Source organism: Kribbella sp. VKM Ac-2566 (assembly GCF_004366005.1).
GTDB lineage: Bacteria > Actinomycetota > Actinomycetes > Propionibacteriales > Kribbellaceae > Kribbella > Kribbella pratensis.
This window is the reverse complement of record NZ_SODT01000010.1, coordinates 417,154-434,282: the sequence shown is the minus strand read 5'-3', so window position 1 is coordinate 434,282 and position 17,129 is coordinate 417,154. Positions and strand designations below refer to the sequence as shown.

11 protein-coding genes are annotated in these 17,129 nt (G+C 68.6%); 3 read left to right on the top strand and 8 right to left on the bottom strand.

What is annotated here, in order from left to right; genetic code table 11:
- Positions 1-509: 509 nt before the first annotated feature.
- The gene (locus EV647_RS43520; protein WP_166680394.1) at positions 510-2,825 is read left to right on the top strand and encodes a DUF222 domain-containing protein; all 2,316 of its coding nucleotides are present in this window, start codon (positions 510-512) and stop codon (positions 2,823-2,825) included.
- A gap of 154 nt (positions 2,826-2,979) precedes the next feature.
- Here the strand turns inward: EV647_RS43520 and EV647_RS43405 are convergent, their stop codons facing one another.
- From EV647_RS43405 to EV647_RS42115, 4 genes are all read right to left on the bottom strand, one after another.
- Positions 2,980-3,108: a hypothetical protein gene (locus EV647_RS43405; protein WP_255517910.1), complete on the bottom strand. Its 129-nt coding sequence runs from the start codon at positions 3,106-3,108 to the stop codon at positions 2,980-2,982.
- A gap of 96 nt (positions 3,109-3,204) precedes the next feature.
- Complete coding sequence (locus tag EV647_RS20455) at positions 3,205-3,777, bottom strand: pyridoxamine 5'-phosphate oxidase family protein (protein ID WP_134005198.1); 573 nt, start codon at positions 3,775-3,777, stop codon at positions 3,205-3,207.
- 632 nt (positions 3,778-4,409) lie between these two features.
- Positions 4,410-4,781: a hypothetical protein gene (locus EV647_RS20450; RefSeq protein ID WP_134005196.1), complete on the bottom strand. Its 372-nt coding sequence runs from the start codon at positions 4,779-4,781 to the stop codon at positions 4,410-4,412.
- A 380-nt stretch (positions 4,782-5,161) separates the two neighbouring features.
- The gene (locus EV647_RS42115; protein WP_166680378.1) at positions 5,162-5,389 is read right to left on the bottom strand and encodes a hypothetical protein; all 228 of its coding nucleotides are present in this window, start codon (positions 5,387-5,389) and stop codon (positions 5,162-5,164) included.
- Between the two features lie 428 nt (positions 5,390-5,817).
- Between EV647_RS42115 and EV647_RS20440 the strand changes: the two genes are divergently transcribed.
- Both EV647_RS20440 and EV647_RS20435 read left to right on the top strand, forming a co-directional pair.
- A complete protein-coding gene (locus tag EV647_RS20440; protein WP_166680393.1) occupies positions 5,818-6,840 on the top strand; it encodes a LacI family DNA-binding transcriptional regulator in 1,023 nt (340 codons plus the stop codon).
- An 11-nt stretch (positions 6,841-6,851) separates the two neighbouring features.
- Positions 6,852-10,268, top strand: a complete 3,417-nt coding sequence (locus EV647_RS20435) for a sugar-binding protein (protein ID WP_134005191.1) — start codon at positions 6,852-6,854, stop codon at positions 10,266-10,268.
- A gap of 5 nt (positions 10,269-10,273) precedes the next feature.
- Here the strand turns inward: EV647_RS20435 and EV647_RS20430 are convergent, their stop codons facing one another.
- The 4 genes from EV647_RS20430 to EV647_RS20415 are packed head-to-tail and all read right to left on the bottom strand — an operon-like array spanning position 10,274 to position 16,807.
- On the bottom strand, positions 10,274-12,361 hold the full coding sequence (locus EV647_RS20430; protein WP_134005189.1) for a hypothetical protein: 2,088 nt from the start codon (positions 12,359-12,361) through the stop codon (positions 10,274-10,276).
- A complete protein-coding gene (locus EV647_RS20425; protein ID WP_134005187.1) occupies positions 12,358-13,188 on the bottom strand; it encodes an alpha/beta fold hydrolase in 831 nt (276 codons plus the stop codon). The genes EV647_RS20430 and EV647_RS20425 overlap by 4 nt, the downstream gene beginning before the upstream one ends.
- Positions 13,188-15,176, bottom strand: a complete 1,989-nt coding sequence (ligA, locus tag EV647_RS20420) for an NAD-dependent DNA ligase LigA (RefSeq protein ID WP_134005185.1) — start codon at positions 15,174-15,176, stop codon at positions 13,188-13,190. Before ligA ends, EV647_RS20425 begins: the two co-directional genes overlap by 1 nt.
- 50 nt (positions 15,177-15,226) lie before the next feature.
- Positions 15,227-16,807, bottom strand: a complete 1,581-nt coding sequence (locus EV647_RS20415; protein WP_134005183.1) for a DHA2 family efflux MFS transporter permease subunit — start codon at positions 16,805-16,807, stop codon at positions 15,227-15,229.
- Between the last annotated feature and the right edge of the window lie 322 nt (positions 16,808-17,129).

Below are 17,129 nucleotides of genomic sequence, written 5' to 3'. Positions count from 1 at the left end.
GGCCACCGCACCGGCCACCGCACCGGCCACCGCACCGGCCACCGCACCGGCCACCGCACCGGCCACCGCACCGGCCACCGCACCGGCCACCGCACCGGCCACCGCACGGCCCACGCGCCGGCACACCGCCCACCGCACCGGCCACCGCACCGGCCCACGCACAGCCCACCGCACCGGCCCACGCACCGCCCCACGCACCGGCCCACGCACCGCCCCACGCACCGCCCACCGCACCGCTCGCCGCACGCTTGGCCCATGCGCCGTTCCCGTCCCGCGGCCCGTACTACGCCGGCGCCTTAGCCCACCGCATAAGCTTCGGCCGCGTCTTTCGCGAAGAACTTCGTTGGCTGGGTGGAACCGCTCCAGCCCGCGATCCGGCCTGCCGCCCATCATGAGCCGACTCCCGCCGTATACACGTTTCCCGGTAGGTCGAGCATGTGACGTTTCCCCTTGTGGATAAGGGAAAACCAGCTGGACTCACTCCGCTGATGCGGCGTAGAATCGAACGCATGTTCGAGGAAGATCTGAAGTCGCTCCCCACCCGCGACCTGCTGGAGCAGGCCGCGGAGTGCCGCACGGTGGCCAACCGGGCCGACGCACGGCTGCTGGAATGCGCCCAGACGTACGCCGACCGCTTCCACCCCTCGATCTGCGAACCCCGCCCCACCCGTCGCGCCTATGACGGCCGCGAACGCGCCGTGATCCTGGGCGGCGACGGCTGCCCAGCAATCGCCGAGTTCGCGATCGCCGAATTCGCCGTCGTGCTCGGAGTCTCGCCCGGCGTCGGCCAGGTCCTGCTCGCCGACGCCCTCGCCCTGCGACACCGCTTCCCCCGCACCTGGGCGAGGATCCAGGCCGGCGACGCCACCCCCTGGAAAGCCCGCCAGATCGTCCGGGCATGTATGAACCTCGACCACGCCGCCGCGGAGTACGTCGACCGCAAGGTCGCCGCGATCGTCGACACCCTGCCGCCGTACCGGCTGGAAAAGATCGTCCGCGCCGCCCGCAAACACGCCGACCCCGCCCGCGCCACCGCCGAGGCCACACAGGCCGCCGACGAACGGGGTGTCTATGTCGGGCGCGGGGACGGCCACGGCAACAAAACCCTCTACATCAAAGCCCCCGCCGGCGCAGTCAACCGCTGCAACGCCATCATCACCGACATCGCCGAAGCCCTCCACAAGTTCGGCGACACCCGCCCCGTCCAACACCGCCGCGCCGACGCCATCGACATCCTCTCCGACCCTGCCTTCACCCAAGAACTCCTCACCCAAGCCCGCACCCACCCCCACCCAAACCCGCCAACCAGCCCCACCGAACCCAAACCGGACACCAACCACGAACCCCTCACCCCCACAACCCCAGAGTGCCCATCCGCGCCGAACAACCCAGCGCCCCCGAACGACGCGACGGTGCAGGACAACGCGACGGTGCATGACCCAGTGGCGCAGCATGACCCGGTGGCGCAGCATGACCCGGTGGCGCAGCATGACCCGGTGGTGCAGCATGACCCGGTGGTGTGGAACGACCCGGTGGTGTGGAACGACCCGGTGGTGTGGAACGACCCGGTGGTGCGGCACGAGGGGGTGCAGGACGGCGCGGCCCCGCTGGACGACGGGGTGCTGCCGGGCAACTCCGTGGTGTCGGGCGATGCGAAGGTGCCGGTTGGTGAGCACTGCGGGGAGGTGACGCACGCCAGCCCTCTCGGTCGGCCGCTTCCCGGCTCCCGACGCCTACCGGACCTGCTCAAGCCAGCGGACCCGCTTAAGCCAGCAGACTCGCTCAAGCCAGCGGACTCGCTTGAGTCACTCGACCTGGTTGAGTCGCCGGTCCCGATCGGCCTACAGGCGCCGCTCGAATCGCCGCACTCGGGTGAACTGCAAGGGACGCGTGAGTTGGTGGAGCCTGTCGGTCCGCCCGACGATCCGTGGCTGGAAGCCGCAGCGCCCTACGACCCCGACCCACCAACCGACCCGTACGACCGGCGAACACCACCCGAACCCGCCCACTCACGAACCGAACCCGACCAGGGCTCGGCAATGGATCCTGCCGCGCTGCGAGCACTCCGTGCCCGGCTCGCCCAAATCAAGCAAGACGCCTATACCAACCCGAGCTACCGCACCCACGCCGCCAACCCCAACGCCCAAAGCAGTCAGCCCAACATGGGCGGGCCGCATGACCTCGGCGGTTCAGGTGACCCGGGCAGTTCACGTGACCCGGGCAACTCTGGCGCGCTCGCACGCCTGGAGACTCCGGCACGACCGGATAACGGGATCAAGGAACAGATGCGTCCGTCGCAGGGGCGGGTGGGACGGCCGCGGGTGGGACAGGTACGTCCGGGACAGACCGAGGTCATCGTGCACCTCACCGATCACACCCTGGCCACCGGCACCGGCGTACTGCGGGCCGAGACCATCGGCCCGCTGCTTGCCACCCAACTCACCGAACTCATCGGCTACGGCCCATACACAGTGAAGCCGGTGATCGACCTGAACGACGCGGTGGGCGTCGACGCATACGAGATTCCCACCTCGATCCGGGAGCGCGTCAAGCTGATGTATCCCGCCGAGTTGTTCCCCTACGGCACCCGCGAAACCACCAACACCATCGACCTCGACCACATCGAGCCATACGACCCTCACGGACCCACCAAACAAACCAGCACCACAAACCTTGCACCGCTCAGTCGCTTCGGCCACCGGGTGAAGACCCACGCCCGCGGCTGGACCGTCCGCCGGATCGACTACAGGACACTCGAATGGACCACCCCCCACGGCTTCACCTTCGACGTCGACCCCACCGGCACCCACCGAGTCGACCCATGAGGCCATGCCGTCGAGGTCGAATGCCCGTCGGTGAGGCGCAACGCGTCCGGGTTCACCGACTGGGCCGACGGCCAGATCGTCGTCGACGCATCGGCCAGCGCACCCGGGTGCCGACGCAGCAGCCACCGCCTAGTACTCCAGTTGTAGTTCGTGATCAGGCGGCGTGGCGGTCCTGGAAGCGGAACGTCGACTGCTCGATGATCCCGGGTTGTCTCGACCTGAGAAGAACGATCGACCGGTACGAGATCCCGAACGGGCGGATCCCGTATGTGCCCCGAAGCATCCGATCGCTTAGTGCGGACCCGTCCGCCTTCACCATCAGCAGCCGGGCGCCATCGGCAGATGACGGCGTCCTCCACCAGACTGGGACGGCGCCGCGTCACGCCGGTGACAGCCGCAGGAGGTCGTGATAGGTCTCGGGCTCGCCTACCGAGGTCGCCGAGGTCCCGCGCCGGACAAACTCACGCCCGTCCGGCCAACGGGCGACGAACTGATCACCCGTGGCATCGTCGTAACGGATGACGGTGATGTCAGTGACATCGACCGCGAACAGATGGAAGTGGCCGGGTACGGGACGCCAGCCGAGGGCGTCTGCGACCGCGTCCGCGTAGCGACGCTGAATCGCGGCGTCGTCAGTCGGCTCGGCGCGGCCGCGCACCTTGTACTCACCCTCGCCGCCATCGCGGCTCGTGATCACACTGTGCACGAGGATCCGCGGGTCACGCAGCAGGTCACGTGCCTTGGTCGACCCCCACATCATGGACAGCCAGAGATCGCCGTCCATCACATACGGCTCGACCGGGCTGAGCCGCGCCGTGCCGTCGCGCCTGATCGTGGCGACGAGGACGACTCCCGGATCCAGCAGCCGTCGGCGCCCGAACTCGATCAGACGCGGCTGACGGGATTCGATCTCGGCCCAACGCATGGTGTCCTCCTCGGTGAGCGCCGTCATCAGTCACCGTCCTACACCGGCCGACGGACATTCGCAGGCGTGACGGCACGCCTACTGCACGCCTAGTGCACGCCTACTCCGCTCGCCGAACGGCGGCCCTTCCGGCATCTGCACCGCCGCCAACTGCCACGGCACACCGACCAGCCGGCCCAGCGCTCGCCGCGGCGCGAGCCCTCTGGACTGGAACGCCGGCCGCGGCTAACCGGGGTTCACCAGCTTCGGCCCGCCTGTTCACCCGGCTGCTCCACCACGCCGACCGACAACCTTGGACACCTTCGGCGCTGGTCACACCGGCGACGCCGCCACCAAGCCCGAGCTCGCGACTGCCACCGCCGCCGCCAAATAGTCCAACTCACCTGATCACGAACTACGACTGGAGTACTAGGCGGTACTAGCAGCTCGGTGGCGGCCAGTCGGCATGCCCGGCCAGTTTGTCCTCGCACCAGGAGGGCAACGGCGCCGAATCTGGCACGATCGACATATCGCTCGGCGGTGCCGCGCCAGCAGCGAGTCGGCGAGTCGGCGAGTCCCACGGGTGCGGCTGCCCCACGATCTGCACACGTCGGGCGAAGGGGACGGGGCAGCGTGGGGATTCCCGCTGGGCCGGGAAAGTTGCCGTGGGCTACAAGTGATCAGCCGCTGGGGCAGGGGAGGCCGGAACCGTCGAGGCCGTCGGAGGGTTTGGAGGGGGTGTCGGTGAGTACGACGGTGCCGCCGAGGCTGCCGAGCAATGCGGCGGTCAGGAGGATGCCGGCGAGGGCGGTCAGGCCACGGCTGGATCGGAGGAGGGCGACGCTCGAACAGGCGGCTGCCACCAGGCGCATCGCGATGCCGCCGAGCGTCACGATACCGACCTGGGGGAGTGGGGGGACGTGCCGGCAGTCTTGGGCCAGGACGGTTTCCAGCCAGTGTTGGCGGCGAGACCAGCGGTACCAGTAGGCAAGCGCGCCGACGCTCAACGCCAGTACGCCGCCGAGGATGAGTCCGAGGGAGCGTCGCCTCATACGAGCGGAGCGCCGTCGGGTGCTGCACCGGCGAGAGGTCCGACCGGGATCAGTTCGACCTGCATGACCGCTCCCGCCTTCCCGCGTTGAGCGAATCAGCCTAGGACTCCCCAGGGTCGGCCCGCAGTGGACCCTGTGCCAAGCACGGCCCGCGGTAGATCCCGGCCCAGCACACCGGAGGCGGCCCGCACTAAGCCCCGGCCCAGCACACCGGAGGCGGCCCGCACTAGGCCCCGGCCCAAGCACGCCGGGGTGGCCCGCAGTAGGCCCCGGGCCAAGCACGCTGGGGGGTGGGTCCTCGGTCAAGCAGGCCGGGGTGGGCCTTTGGTCAAGCACGCCTGGGGTGGGCCACGTCAAGCATGCTTGGGTTGGGCCTCCGCTCAAGCACGCTGGGGGCGTCCTTCCAGGACGAGCAGTCGCAGGAACCGCTGCTCGCCCGCTGTCGTCCGAGCGAACAACCCGTCCACCGGAGCCGGTCGGCGGGCCTGTACGCCGGTGCCCGACATCTCCGCCAGCTCCGCGAACGTCGCGTCGACCTCCTCGACCGTGACCGTCGGCTCGGTGGATGGTGACGGTGGGGTCCTTCGCCTCGAACCCAGGCGTGCCACATCTCCACCTGCACCGGCACCAGCTGCACCACCTGCGCCTGCACCACCTGCGCCTGCACCGCCTGCGCCTGCACCACCTGCACCACCTGCACCACCTGCACCTGTGGCACCACCTGCACCGGCATCCCCTGCGTCGGCAGCAGCTGCGCCGGCCGGCTGTCGCGGCACGATCCGGCCCGGCGGCCGAGGCGTTCCCTGATGCCGTCGAGGTTCTGAACCGCTGTCACTCAGGGGCCGAGGGTGGTGCTCGGTTAAAGCAGCCGGGTGGATCCGGTGGGATTAGCGTTAAAAGTTGTGGTCGGGGTTCAGGTCTTGACGGGGTGCGGCGTGACTCAGTAGCTTGCAGGGGTTGTTTTTAACGTTAATATCAGGCGGGAGGCGGGATGGTGCCGCAGCACACCAGTCGGGGGCCGGCTCCGCATGGGCATGTGACGCTTGCGCAGGTGGCGCAGCGGGCCGGGGTATCGGCGCAGTCGGTGTCGAACGCGCTCAACAATCCCGATCGGCTCGCGCCGGAGACCCGGAAGCGGATCCTGGCTGCCGTCGAGGAGCTGGGCTACGAGCCGAATCTGAGCGCTCGCGCGCTGCGCAACCGGAGCTCGTCGCTGATCGCGTTCAAGATGCGCCCGTCCCGCCCGGACAAGGCATCGCTCCTCATGGACGACTTCCTGTACGTGCTGAACGCAGCCGCCGTCGAGGCCGGCTACCACCTGATCCTGTGTCACGCCGAGGACGGCCCGGCCGGCGAGATCAAGGCGTACCGGGACCTGCTGAAGAAGACCTCGATCGACGCTTTCGTGCTGGCCGAGACGCATCACAACGACGACCGGGTTGCCGCGCTGCGTTCCTGGGGTGTGCCGTTCGCCTCGTTCGGCCGCTCCTGGGACGGCGACGACAGCCTCGCGTGGGTCGATGTCGACGGCCGCGCCGGCACCCGTGCCGCGACCGATCACGTGGCGGCGCAAGGGCACACAAGGATCGGCCACATCGGCTGGCTGGCCGAGTCCGAGCTCGGCCAGGATCGTCGCGAAGGCTGGCTCGACGCCTGCCGCGAGCGGGAACTCGAGACCGACCTGCAGGCCTCCGTCGTGGACTCTCTCGAAGCCGGCTGCCAAGCCGCACACCGCATGCTCGATGCCTCGCGTCCCGCGACTGCGCTGGTCTGTGCGTCCGACACCCTCGCGCTCGGCGTGATGCGGGCGCTGCACGAAAGAGGCCTGCGGCCCGGGGTCGACGTCGCGATCACCGGGTACGACGACTCACCGACCGCCGCCCTGGTGAGTCCGGGACTGACCACTCTGCGCCAGCCGATCGACGAGGTCGGACGGCAGCTGATCCAGGCCATCGACAACCTGATGGCGGGCGATCCCCGCCAGCCGCAACACGTCCTGCTCGAACCTGAACTCGTCGTCCGCGGATCGAGCCTGCCCGGACCACGCACGCGTACCTGAAGGGACCCAAGATGAGGCACGGAACCAGACTGCTAGCGGTGCTAGGCGCCGCAGCGCTCGTGGTCACCGCAGTGATCTCCGCCCCGGCCGCACCCGCGGCCGCCCCGCCCGCCGACCCGTTCGTCGTGAACGTCGAGAACCTCCCGAGCGGTCGCGGAGCCGGCGGTGCCATGGATCTGACGTCGTACGGCGACCTGGACTGGGTTCACGTCACCGGTACGGGGATCGATCGCAAGGCCGGCGTACCGCAGGCGATCACGGTCGACGATCTGAATCCCGACGGCGGCCGCACCACGCTCGACGACAGCCCGATCTCGTTCGGGTGGTCGGACGGACCGGCCACGGGGGTCGCAGGGGCCTCGGGGGTCACCACCGGAGGGGTGTTCAACTACGACACGACGACCGTGGGCGACACGACGGCCCACGATGCCGGTTATCGGATCACGGTCCCGGCCGCGGACTCGCCACGACGCCTGGTGTTCGTGGGTGGGATCTGGCAGGCCACCGGAGCCGTCACTGTCGCGGCGGTTGACGGCAGCGGTACGGCGTACACCACGCAGATCAACGCGAGTGGTACGGCGGCCGCCAAGCGCTACACCGTGACGATCCGCCCGGGCGAGGGCGTCGTCGTGACGGGCAGATTCGCGAGCAAACTCCAGGCGGCCGGCAACCTCTCCCTATCGGCTGCGGCGCTCTCGACGGTGTCGTCCGGTCTGACGACGACTGCGGCACCGGTCGCGATGAACCTGACGGCCGAGGGTGTGGACGATTGGATGCACCTGGACGGATCGACGCTCAACCGTCGTGCCGGCGTACCGGATTCGACGCCGCGGCTCGCGGTCGCGAACCGGCAGGCGGGCGGCGCGATCGGCGCGCAGAACGACAACCCGGTGGGCTATTCGTGGACGAACGGTACGCCGACCGCGTCTCAGCCGGGCACCCGCCACGGCGGGATCTTCTTCGCCGACGGCGCGAACACCGACGTCGACCTCACCGATCCGTACGGGTACGACCTCACGGTCCCGGCGGCAGCGGATCGTCGTACGCTGCGCTTCGTTTCCGGCGTATGGCGTGCCTCGGCGAAGATCTCGGTCTACGTCAACGGAACGCTGGCCTTCGTGAACACAGATCTGGTCAGCATCGATCCGTCGGTCACCAGGCTCTTCGAGCTGAACCTCGGGCCCGGTGACTCCGCCCGGATCAGCGCGCAGCTGACCCGCAAGACGCATGCCTCGGGCAACGTCACGTTGGCGGGAGTAGCGTTGGCGAGCAGCTACCGGCAGCTGATCCAGAACACCCTCGACGAGGCAGCGTCGGCCGACGTGTACGCCGCCAGCGCGTCCGCGCAACGTCAACTGGACAACGAGATCACTTCCGCGACGGCGACTCTCGCGGATGGCGGCGCGCAGCAGGACGAGCTGCGACTGGCGTACACCTTCCTCAGGGCCGCCTTCGACGAGGCGCTGTCGTCTGCGGCGAACGCGCAGTACACCTCCGTGACCAACCCGGGGCTGACGTCGTCCTTCGGTTGGGAGGGTGATCTGAACGCGCCGATCGCGTTCATCGACGGCAGTTACCGGCTGCGCAGCCGGGGCGACGCGATGATCACGTTCGGGGTGCCGAACGTCCCGGGCAAGATCAAGTGGTCGAACGCCGAGGGGTACCTGCCGGCGTTCGTCAGCGAGTACGCGAAGGACGGGCTCGCGATCAAGATCGAAAGCTTCGCCGACCTGGTCGTTGTCGGCGGCAACCGGTTCGAGGTCGCGTACTCGCGGATGACAGTCACCAACACCACGTCCGCACCGGCCCGGCTACCGCGGGTGTCGAACCTGCTGACGCCCCTGAACCAAGTAGACACCACTGTCGGCGCCGGGCAGACCGTCGTACGCGACTACGCGGTGGCTGCCGATCGGTTCGGTGGCACGTACGACTGGCCGACCGCGGTCCAGTTGCAACAGCTCGGCGGGTTCGACCAGCACTACGGTCACATGCGCCAGTACTGGAACGACCGACTGTCGGCGATCGCGAACATCACCGACCTGCCGGACAAGCGGCTGATCAACGCCTACAAGGCCGGGTACATCTACACGCTGATCATCCGTGACGACATCAACGGTGCGAAGGAACTGCACGTCGGCGAGAACGGGTACGACGAGATGTTCGACCACGACACGATCGGTATCGTGTCGACGCTGCTGACGATCGGCGACTTCACCTACGCGCGCGACTACCTGTCGACGCTGCCGGCGCAACTGCAGTACGACGACGCGAAGTGGAAGTACAGCTGGCCGTACGCCCTGTACCTGCAGCGCACCGGCGACAAGGACTTCATCCGCAGCCGGTTCGAGACGATCAAGAAGAACACCCACACGATCGAGACCGACCGGATCGACGGCGGCACCGGGATCATCAAGCAGACCGACGCGATCGACTCCCACGGGTACTGGACGATCGACAACTGGTCCGCGCTGACCGGGCTCACGACGTACCGCTATCTCGCCACGGCACTCGGGGAGACCGCGGAGGCCGCGTGGGCGAAGGCGGAGTACGACGACCTGCTGAAGGTCGCGACCGCCCGTATCGAGCAGACGATGAAGCAGTACGGCCTGGACTACATCCCGATCTCGATGGTCGAACCGAACGAGACCGGTCCGCGCAAGGATCCGCGGGACGCGAACTGGGCCTCGATGTTCCTGTTCGGGCGATGGGCCTGGGACGGGTACCTGTTCGGCGCCGCGCAGAGCGGGACGATGTTCGACAAGATCGACGACACGTACACGCACGGGTTCGAGCGGCGCAAGGACATCTCGGACACGATCTACAACTTCGGCGGGTATCCGCACGGGTACTTCTCGAGCGCGTACAACGCCGGCTACGGGAGCGCCGCGTTGCGGGGCGAGGAGTACCGCGATCTGGGGATCAAGTCGTACCAGTACATGATCGACAAGACGATGAGCGGACCGTTCGGCTGGTGGGAGGGCGTCGACTACCCGAGCGCCGGCTCGCCGTGGGACATCGACCACGCGCGCGGCGGTGGCGGGTCGAACCAGCACATGTGGGGCCAGTCGACCGCGACGAAGGTCCTGTTCGACTCGCTGATCGCGGAGAAGTCCGACGGCACGGTGATCATCGGGCGTGGCGTCCCGAACGAGTGGATCCGCACTCGGCAGAAGATCGGTCTCAACAGCTACCCGGTCACGAACGGCGGCCGCCTCGGCTACCAGCTCACCACGGCGGGCAAGACCGTGAACCTCCAACTCACCGGCAACACGGCAACCCCCACCGGCTACAACCTCGAACTCCCGGCGCTGCGCAACAACATCGCGTACGTCGCAGCAAAGGGCGCAACCATCAACCAGTCCGCCGGCACCATCCACCTACCCCGCGGCACCACCCACGCAACAGTCGTCCTACGCCACACGATGTGAGGCGGTCAGAAGCTGAGTTCGATGGGTGTGCCGGTGGGGACACCGGGATGGCGTAGCCACGCGACGCCGAGCTCCGCGTCGTACCGGAGCTCGGCGCCGTCGACGGACGACGGCTCCTTCGGCACGCGTAGAGCTGTCGTGACCTGCACGCCGTGCGGTGCCTCGCAGGAGAAGCGGATCCTGGTCTGATCTTGCTGCCAGTCCACGACCCGGCCGGCCGACGCCAGCAGAGGCTCCTCGTCGTAGGTGAGATCGCGGAGCCAAGTCAACTCACCTGGACCCATCGAACGATGCCGGACGATGCCCAGCCGCGGATCGAGCAGATCGAGATAGGTGCCCTCGACAACATGCGAACCGCCACTCTCCTCGAGCACAGCGCCGACGAGATACGGACCACGCTGCACCGACAACCAGTTGGTCGACTCCCAGGAGCGACCGGTCAGCTCCCGGATCGCGGCGACCAGCTCGGCGGCGCGCTCAGGTGATTCGGTGAAGTCGGCCGGACGAGACGGAAGGAACCGCACCCGACCCTGACCGACCGCCTGTACGCCGTCGTGCTTGCGATCGGCGCCAAGAGCTTCGGCCAGATGGTCCGCGCAGGTGTCGTACCGGCCGGTCCACCAGGAGCGGATCTCGTGGTACGGGTCCGCGTCGTCGCCGACGTACAGCAGGCTCCCGCCGCGACTGACCCACCCGGCCAGGGCGTAATGGATGCCCGGGGCAAGAGGTTTCTGGAACTCGTAGCTGAGGACGAGTACGTCGACCTCGTCCAGCGCATCGGGAGTGTCGATCACGTTCTCGAGTTGAACCGGACAAACCCGCTGCCCGTCGTACAGCGGCGGCAGCGCCAAGCCGTAGAAGTCGGAGAAGTGCAGCTGCTCGCGGCCCTCCGGCGCCAGCGCGTCCTGCAGGCCGTCGTAGTGTCCACTCTCCCCACCGGGCGACCAGCGCTGGAACATGGCGGTGTCCGAGAGCGCGATCCCGATCCGGGGGCCTTCGTGAGCCCACCGCACGTCGGGTTGGTCGAGGTCGCGCAGGCTGTTCATCGCGATCAGATAGCTGGTCGCGGTGTCCGGCGGAATGAGCTCCCGTTCGGTGGATCCGTCGCGCAGGTACGGGCGGTTGAAGATCCGGTTCGGCCACGGCGCCACCTCGTACCGCGCGACGCCCGGGTGCAGCAGCGACGCGATGAGGGTGCGCTGCCAGTTGGCCAGGTAGTCCTCCCAGGTGCGGTCCGGGTGGTCCTCGATCGGGTCGTGCAGGAACCACATGCGCCGGTCCGTGCCGCGGGTGAGGTCCTGCGCGATGCCGTACTCCAGGTACGCCGTCTCGAACGTGCGCTCGGCGACCTTCCCGGCGTACACGTTCGGCGTCCGGGACGTTCCGGTCCACACCTGCGCGATCGCGCCGTCGATCGACGGCAGTGTCCGCAGACGTGATTCGGGGCTGATGATCTGCCACTGCGTGTAGTTCAGGAGGCTGTGCGTCGGCACGTAGAAGCGCACCTGCCGACCCTGCTGCAGAGCCTCGTCGCGTAGCACCGAGGTGACGCGGTCGAGGCTGCGCGAGAGCAGGTGCTGCTTGAGCTGCCCGGAGCGGAAGTGCGCCTCGGGAGTGCTGTGCGGAGGCTGCCACGGCTCCTTGAAGAACGCTTGCCACTCGCGCTTGAACGACTCCGAGTAGCCGGCACGCGCCCAGAACTCCGGCTCCTCGAGATGGATGCCTTCGACGCCGAGCCCGATGATCGGGCGGAGCTTCTGCACCAGGTACTCGGTGAAGTTGAACGTCGGGACCATGTACGGGATGTCGGTGCTCTCACCGTGCAGGATCGGCGACCCGTCACCCGCCGTCTGCGCGTCGTCCCAATGGCCGGTGCCGTCCCACCGCCCGTCGAGATAGTCCTGGTAGGTACCCCAGGAGATCCCGGTCATCAGGTGCACGCGATACCCGGCCTCACGCCAGCGCGCGATCCGCTGCGGTGTCGTGTCGTTGAGCCCGTAGACCATCACGAAGTCGGTGCGGAGGTCGATGGATTCGTCGTACGGCGCCTGCTCCTGAAAGCCCGTCAGCTCGCCGTCCTTGCCGGTGCTCATCCGACGGCCTCCGCGAGCCAGTCGAGTCCCGGCTCGGCGTGCTCGACGATCGTGAAGTGACTCGCGCCTTCGCGCACCCGCAGCGTCGCTGTCGGGCAGTGCGCGGCGAGCCAGCGGCCGTGGTCCGCCGGGATGATGCGGTCCGCCGTACCGTGCAACAACAGGACCGGCGCTGTGATCGCTTCGACCCCGCAACCCCACGGACGGGCATACGACGCGTCGTCGTCGATCTGCCCGTACGGACCGGCGTCGAGCCCCGGACCGGCGACCTTCCCCAGCCATCCCCATGGACCGTCGAACATCGCCAGGTCGTCGGCCGTGAATCCCGCGTCGTAGTCGAACCCCGAGTTGTGCAGCGCCTCGCGCACGTCGGCCCCGGCGGCCGCGGTGCCCAGCGCCGCGATCGAGGACGGCAGCATCCCGTCGAACCAGCCCAGACCCTCGACGCCGTACGGCGCGATCGCCGCCAGCGTGACCACCGCGCGGACGCGGGCGCCCAACGCAGCCGCCGTACCGAGTGCGAAGGTCCCGCCACCTGAGTACCCCGCGACCGCGAACTGGTCGATCTCGAGCGAGTCTGCGACCGCAGCCGCGTCGGCGGCGACGGAGGCGACCGTTCGGCCCCGCCGGACCGTGGAACCGCCGTACCCCGGCCGATCGAACGACACCCAGCGCAGCCCCAACCGGTCGGCCGCGGCGAACAGCGGCTCCGGCGGCGCGCCGACGTTCGGCGTGCCGTGGTTCCACATCACTGGGAAGCCGTCGCCGCCGGTGTCGTAGCTGTGCAGAATGCGCCCGTCGGCCAGGTGCAGGTCACGTTCGATCATCAGCCGAGAAGTTCGGAGGCTCGGAGTTGCTGCCAGATCTCGGACTGGTCGACGACAGCGACGCCGAGCTTCTCGGCCTTGGTCAGTTTGGACGCGCCGACGTCGGCCCCGGTGATGAGCAGGTCCGTGCTGGCCGAGACCGACGAGGCGATGGTCGCTCCGGCCTTCTCGCAGAGGCGCTGGAAGGCCGGCCTCGCGACCTTCTCCCCGGAGCGCGGATCGCTGATGGAGCCGGTGACGACGACTGTCTTCCCGGCCAGCGGTGCGCCGGCCGCCACGACCGGCGGGAGATCTTCCTCGCGTACGTCGAGTGAGACGCCGGCGGCCCGGAGGCGCTCGAGCTCGGGCCGGAGGCGGGTCAGGTGCTCGATCAGCGAGGCGGCGACCTTCGGGCCGATGTCCTCGACGGCGACCAGACCGTCCTCGCCCGCGTCGGCGACTGCTTCCAGCGAGGTGAAGCCGGCCCGGCACAACCTGGCCGCAGTCCCTTCGGACGCCATCGGGATCGCGAGGCCGATCAGTGCGCGGCGCAGACCGACCTGCCGGCTCGCGTCGATCGAGTCGATCATCCTGGCAGCTGAGACCTCTCCGATGCGGTCGAACTCGAGCAGTCGCTCGGTCGTCAGCTTGTAGAAGTCCGAGGGGTTCTCCAGGATCCCGGCCTCGGCCAGGCGCTCGATCCAGACTCCGCCGATCGCGTCGATATCGGCCGCGGCGCGGGACGCCCAGTGGATCAGCCGCCGCACGGTCTGGGCCGGGCACGCGACGTTGGTGCAGAACAGTTCGCGGCTGTTGCCCTGCTCGGTCAGGGGTTGCTCGCACGACGGGCACTTGCTCGGCGGCACGATGTCGCGTTCCTGTCCGGTGCGCTTCGACGCATCGAGCACGCCGGCCACGAACGGGATCACGTCACCGGCCCGGCGGACCAGGACCGTGTCGCCGATCTTGATGCCGCGGGCCTTGATCACCTCCTGGTTCGCGAGGGTCGCGCGAGTGACCGTCGTACCGCCGACGAACACGGGCTCGAGCCAGGCGACCGGGGCGATCTTGCCGGTCTTGCCGACGTCCCAGACCACGTCGGCGAGCACCGTGGTCTTCTCCTCGGCGGCGAACTTGAACGCCAGCGCACCACGCGGCGAACTCGACCGCGTGCCGGCGGCAGCGAAAGCGTCGCGATCAGCGAGCCGCAGTACGGCGCCGTCGAGGTCGTAATCCAGGTCGTTGCGTTGCTGCTCGATCGTCGAGATCACCGCCTGCGCCGCGGCGGCGTCGTCGCAGTGCCGCATGTCGGCAACCGTGAACCCCATCGTCTGCAGCGCGCGCTCGAGATCCGCCTCGGCCTGGTCGCTGAGCAGATCGAATGCCAGGAACTGCAGGCGCCGCTCGGCGACCGTCGCGGGATCCTTGGCCCGCAGCGTCCCGGCCGCGGCGTTGCGCGGGTTGATCAGCGGCTTGTCCGGGTGGGCGGCGTTGTAGGCGGCGAACGTGGAACGCAACATGACGGCCTCACCGCGGATCTCGACCCGGTCCGGTACGTCGAGACGGTCGGGGACGCCGTCCGCAAGGGCACGCACGAGCGGCGTCACGTCGTCGCCGGTCGTCCCGTCACCACGGGTGATCGCCCGGGCGAGGCGACCGTTCTCGTAGACGAGAGCCAAGGACAGACCGTCCAGCTTGGGCATGACGACCACCGATTGGCCGGGGAAGCGGCCGAAGAAGGCCTCGACCTGCTCCGGGCGGGTCGCCTTCTCCAGCGACAGCATCGGTCGCGAGTGCCGGATCGGCGCGTGCAGGATCGCCGGCGCGCCGACCTGCTCCAGCGGGTTCGGGTCGGGCGCGAGCTCCGGGTTGGCCTCGACGAGCGTCCGCAGCTCGTCCTCGATCGCGTCGTACTCCGCGTCGGCGACCGTCGGTGTGCCGCGGTAGTAGGCGTCACGCAGTACGACGATGCGATCGGCAAGTTCCTGGATGCGCTCCCCAATGTCCACGCCAGGACACTACCCAAGCACTCCGACAATCCGCGCGATCTCCTTGCCGGTCAGTCGATCACCGTCTCGTCGACGAGGTGCGTCACCTCGCGTTTGCGGGGGAGCATCAGGGCCGGCACCAAGGTGAGGAGGACCAGGGACCACGCCACCCAGTACGTGTGCGAGAACGAGTTCGCGGCGTCCACCAGCCCGCGTCCGATGGCCGCGGGGTCCAGATGCAGCGCGGCGAGGCTCTCCGGCCGCGTGTTGGAGATGATGGCCGCCTGGGTCTCGCGGAGCCCGTCGCCGAGCCCCGGGATCTGCTGTGTGCCGGGGATGATCGGCGAGTCGTTGAGCTGGTTGGTGAGGATCACCGACATCGTCGCGACGCCGACCGACGACGCGATCTGCTGGCTGATGTTGAGCAGTGTCGAGCCGCGCGCGACCTGGGGCCCGGAGAGCGTCCGCAGTGCCGTCGTGAACAGCGGCATCATCGTGCCGCCCATCCCGAAACCCATCACGACCAGCATCGCGATGATCGCGATGTACGGCGTGGTCGCGGTGATCTGGGTCAGCCCGAACATACCGATCACGATCGCCGCGAGCCCGAACGGGACGATCCGGCCCACCGGGATCTTGTCGACCAGCCGGCCCGCGATCGGCATCGTCACCATCGCGCCGAGCCCTTGCGGCGCGACCAGGAGGCCGGCGTGCAGCGTGGACTCGCCGCGGATCTGCTGGAAGTAGGTCGGCACCAGCAGCAGCCCGCCGAAGAACGCGGCCGCGAACAGGAACATCGTGATGATCGAGATCGTGAGGTTGCGGTCGCGGAACAGCCGGAGATCGAGCAGCGGGTGCCGCGGCCGGAACGAGTGCCAGACGAACGTCCCCATCAGCGCCACGCCGATCAGGATCGAGACCCAGACCCGCGGCGCTCCGAAGTCACCGCCCTCGGCGGGCAGCGACGAGACGCCGAACAGGAACAGCGCGAGTCCGGGCGACATCAGCACGACGCCGAGGACGTCGAGTGACTCGGTGCGCTCCGCCGTGTCCTTGGCCAGCGCGAACCAGGCGTAGACGAGCGCGATCGCGCCGAGCGGCACGTTGATCAGGAAGATCCAGTGCCAGCTCGCCACCTGGATCAGCCAGCCGCCCAGGATCGGGCCGAGGATCGGTCCGAGCAGCATCGGTACACCGAGGATGGCCATCAGCCGGCCCATCCGGTGCGGCCCGGCCGCTCGAGTCATGATCGTCATACCGAGCGGCATCAGCATGCCGCCGCCGAGGCCCTGCAGGACCCGGAAGCCGATCAGCATGTCGATGCTCGTCGCGGTCGCGCACAGCGCGGACCCGGCGGTGAACAGGAAGATCGCCATCATGTACAGCCGCTTGGTGCCGAACCGGTCGGCGGCCCAGCCGGTCAGCGGGATCACGGTCGCCAGCGCGAGCGTGTACGCCGTGACCGTCCAGGCGACGTGCGAATACGCGACCGGACTCTCGGGCGAGCCGAACTCGTCCTGGAAGGTCGGCAGCGCGACGTTGACCACGGTGATGTCGAGAATCGACATGATCGCGCCCAGCACCACGACGCCGGCGATCTTCAGCACCGCGGCATCGATGTGGTCGGGATACTCGGTAGTGCTCTCGCTCACAGTCTGTCCCCCCTCGAACGAAACATCCCTGTGCAGACCCTACGCCCGAAACCCCACCCGAAAGCTAGCCCTTTCCCGCCGCACTACACGGTGTGTTGCCGACAGACAACGCACCGTGCCCAACCGCCTACCCCCGAGATCGACCTAGTACCTACGTTCGGACGTTTCGTTCGGTGAGATGGATCAGGGGATGTCTAGTGGATTGGTAGACTTTGAGGTGGATCGCGTCCCGGCGGGTTCGTTGCCATCGGCCCCGTTCACCAGGCGGGACCGCGGGCGCCGGGACGCGATCCGCACGGCCCCGGATCGGTTGCTCCTGGGG

Excerpts from the sequence above, each read along its gene's own strand:
- EV647_RS43520 (WP_166680394.1), top strand. The coding sequence starts at position 510 with ATGTTCGAGGAAGATCTGAAGTCGCTCCCCACCCGCGACCTGCTGGAG.
- EV647_RS43405 (WP_255517910.1), bottom strand. The coding sequence starts at position 3,108 with ATGCTTCGGGGCACATACGGGATCCGCCCGTTCGGGATCTCGTACCGG.
- EV647_RS20455 (WP_134005198.1), bottom strand. The coding sequence starts at position 3,777 with ATGACGGCGCTCACCGAGGAGGACACCATGCGTTGGGCCGAGATCGAA.
- EV647_RS20450 (WP_134005196.1), bottom strand. The coding sequence starts at position 4,781 with ATGAGGCGACGCTCCCTCGGACTCATCCTCGGCGGCGTACTGGCGTTG.
- EV647_RS20435 (WP_134005191.1), top strand. The coding sequence starts at position 6,852 with ATGAGGCACGGAACCAGACTGCTAGCGGTGCTAGGCGCCGCAGCGCTC.
- EV647_RS20430 (WP_134005189.1), bottom strand. The coding sequence starts at position 12,361 with ATGAGCACCGGCAAGGACGGCGAGCTGACGGGCTTTCAGGAGCAGGCG.
- EV647_RS20425 (WP_134005187.1), bottom strand. The coding sequence starts at position 13,188 with ATGATCGAACGTGACCTGCACCTGGCCGACGGGCGCATTCTGCACAGC.